Raw genomic sequence first — 318 nt, 5'->3', positions numbered from 1 at the left:
AAAATCAGCAGAAAAACAAGGAGCATTATGACCGCCTGTACAAAGAGGGACAGGTGAAGAATATTCTGCACTGGATCAACCACCTTGATGCCTTTCTCAATTCGGTTACTACTACCGAGATCAGTTGGTTTGCGATCTATAAGAATAATTTTATGGATAGATTAGCGGGAAAGAAAGTGCTGGAAATGGGGTGCGGGGATTGTACGAATGCCGCGGTGATGGCTGCTCTTGGTGCTGAGGTATATGCGAATGACATAGCCGATTCCAGCGGAAGGATCATAAAACTGCTAAACGAGAATTACAAATTCAAACATTCTA

General features: G+C 43.1%; 1 pseudogene. It reads left to right on the top strand.

The features are described from left to right. Window positions 1–318 (top strand): annotated as a pseudogene (locus tag HC175_RS22280) (class I SAM-dependent methyltransferase); the annotation flags it as partial.

The organism is Salinimicrobium oceani (assembly GCF_012037645.1).
This window is presented reverse-complemented; position numbering and strand designations above follow the sequence as displayed.